Here is a 2,326-nt window from a genome sequence, read left to right as displayed (position 1 = left end):
AGAGGAGAATGTGGTTTCTTTGACTAAAATAATAGGTGATATCATTGTCGGTTTTGAAGATGATGAAACTCTTGAAACGGTTGTGGGAAAGATTCTAACACAGCAAAAGAAAACTATTTCTACTGCCGAAAGTTGTACGGGAGGGAGTATTGCACAGTTGCTGAGTTCAGTTCCTGGAGCTTCTAATTATTTCAAAGGAAGTATTGTGGCTTATTCAACGGAAGTGAAGGAAAATGTATTAGATGTTTCGGAGAATTTGATAGAGGAACATAGTGTTGTGAGTGCTGAAGTCGCTAAGGCTATGGCTTTGAACGTGAAAAGATTGCTGAAAACAGATTATGCAATTGCGACTACAGGTAATGCTGGTCCATCCAAAGGAGAGGCAGATGCTGATGTGGGAACGGTTTTTATTGCATTGGCTACGCCAAATGAAGTTCTGGTTGAAATGTTTAATTTTGGTCAACCACGTGAAAAAGTGATAGATAGAGCTTCTGTAAAAGGGCTCGAAATGTTGCTAAAAGAAATTTCAAAAAAAGAGCTATGATTTTTTTGGTTTATAGGTTTATTTTTCTTTTCTTTGCACCCTGATTTTGAATAACGATAAAAGATAAGTATAATGTCAAGAGTTTGTGACCTTACAGGTAAAAGAGCGATGGTAGGAAATAACGTTTCTCACGCTATGAACAAAACTAAGAGAAAATTTTCTGTAAACTTAGTTAAAAAGCGTTTTTATCTTCCAGAAGAAGATAGATGGATTACTCTTAGAGTAGCAGCATCTACGATAAAAACAATTAATAAAAATGGAATCGCTGCAGTTTTGAAAAAAGCGCAGTCAGAAGGATTTATTAAATAATCTTTTCCAAAATAAAAAAATAGCAAGATGGCAAAGAAAGGAAATAGAATCCAGGTAATTTTAGAATGTACTGAACACAAAACATCAGGTGTTGCAGGGACTTCAAGATACATAACAACAAAGAACAAAAAAAATACTCCAGACAGATTAGAGATTAAAAAATTTAATCCAATCTTGAAAAGAGTTACTGTTCACAAAGAAATTAAATAATAATTAGAGATTTTATTATAATCTCAAATGGTCACATTTGGAGGTTTAATTAAAATTTAAATAACATTTGAATCATGGCAAAGAAAACCGTAGCATCGTTACAAACATCTTCTAAGAGATTATCAAAAGCCATCAAAATGGTGAAATCTCCAGTAACTGGGGCATATACATTCGTTGAATCTATTATGGCTCCTGAAGAAGTTGATGAATTCTTGAAAAAGAAATAATTAACTATTACATTTTATAGAAAAGCTACTTTCATTCGGAAGTAGCTTTTTTATTTTCTATATTTACACCTTGAAATTAAAAGACTTTTTTGAGAATTTTTTTAAAGACAAATTAGATTGTTTTTAATTGATTTTTCTTGTTTAAGTTGACAAATGTAAATTCCAAATCATAAAACTCCATGAGCTTTTTTAAAAAAATATTCTCCTCAGAGAAAAAAGACTCGAGCTTAAGCGAACAGGCGAAGCAATCATTAGACAAAGGTCTAGAAAAAACAAAATCTACTTTTTTTTCCAAGTTAACCAAAGCTGTGGCTGGAAAGTCAAAAGTGGATGATGATGTTTTGGATAATTTAGAAGAAATCCTCGTTTCTTCTGATGTAGGGGTTAATACAACCCTTAAAATTATTACCCGAATTGAAAAAAGGGTAGAAGCAGATAAATATCTTGGAACTGATGAACTTAATCAAATTTTAAGAGATGAAATTGCAGGGTTGTTATCTGAAACTAATACTGGTGAAGGAACCGATTTTGTTATTCCAGCAAACACAAAGCCATACGTTTTAATGGTAGTTGGTGTGAATGGAGTGGGTAAAACAACAACAATCGGAAAATTAGCTTACCAATTCAAAAAAGCTGGTTTTAAAGTTGTTTTGGGTGCTGCGGATACTTTTCGTGCTGCAGCGATTGATCAATTACAAATTTGGGCAGATAGAGTAGGTGTACCTATTGTTCGTCAAGATATGGGAAGTGATCCTGCTTCTGTTGCTTTTGATACGTTGCAATCAGCGGTGGCTCAAAATGCAGATATTGTTATTATTGATACGGCAGGACGTTTGCACAATAAAATTAACCTGATGAATGAACTTTCAAAAGTAAAAAGAGTAATGCAGAAAGTGGTTGGTGATGCACCTCACGATGTAATGCTTGTTTTGGACGGTTCTACAGGGCAAAATGCATTTGAACAAGCCAAACAGTTTACTGCAGCTACTGAAGTGACTTCACTTGCGGTTACCAAATTGGACGGTACTGCCAAAGG

The 2,326-nt window shown here is 34.0% G+C and carries 5 protein-coding genes; all 5 read left to right on the top strand.

What is annotated here, in order from left to right; translation table 11 throughout:
• Nucleotides 1–544 (top strand): CinA family protein (locus tag VFS71_RS06390; RefSeq protein ID WP_326400070.1); only part of this gene is annotated, 544 nt, incomplete at its 5' end.
• Between the two features lie 72 nt (nt 545–616).
• Nucleotides 617–853 (top strand): 50S ribosomal protein L28, encoded by a 237-nt coding sequence (gene rpmB, locus VFS71_RS06385; RefSeq protein ID WP_024980263.1) that lies wholly within the window; start codon nt 617–619, stop codon nt 851–853.
• 27 nt (nt 854–880) lie between these two features.
• A complete protein-coding gene (gene rpmG / locus VFS71_RS06380) occupies nt 881–1,063 on the top strand; it encodes a 50S ribosomal protein L33 (RefSeq protein ID WP_017495179.1) in 183 nt (60 codons plus the stop codon).
• A 74-nt stretch (nt 1,064–1,137) separates the two neighbouring features.
• Complete coding sequence (locus VFS71_RS06375; protein ID WP_100429907.1) at nt 1,138–1,290, top strand: DUF4295 domain-containing protein; 153 nt, start codon at nt 1,138–1,140, stop codon at nt 1,288–1,290.
• Between the two features lie 179 nt (nt 1,291–1,469).
• Nucleotides 1,470–2,326: signal recognition particle-docking protein FtsY (gene ftsY / locus VFS71_RS06370; RefSeq protein WP_326400068.1), on the top strand; the 857-nt coding region annotated here is incomplete at its 3' end.

Origin of the sequence: Flavobacterium sp., assembly GCF_035760125.1 — a bacterium.
Lineage (GTDB): Bacteria > Bacteroidota > Bacteroidia > Flavobacteriales > Flavobacteriaceae > Flavobacterium.
This window is presented reverse-complemented; position numbering and strand designations above follow the sequence as displayed.

What these genes read in the sequence shown, in the direction of transcription:
- VFS71_RS06375 (WP_100429907.1), top strand. Translation starts at nt 1,138, where the DNA reads ATGGCAAAGAAAACCGTAGCATCGTTACAAACATCTTCTAAGAGATTA.
- rpmB (WP_024980263.1), top strand. Translation starts at nt 617, where the DNA reads ATGTCAAGAGTTTGTGACCTTACAGGTAAAAGAGCGATGGTAGGAAAT.
- rpmG (WP_017495179.1), top strand. Translation starts at nt 881, where the DNA reads ATGGCAAAGAAAGGAAATAGAATCCAGGTAATTTTAGAATGTACTGAA.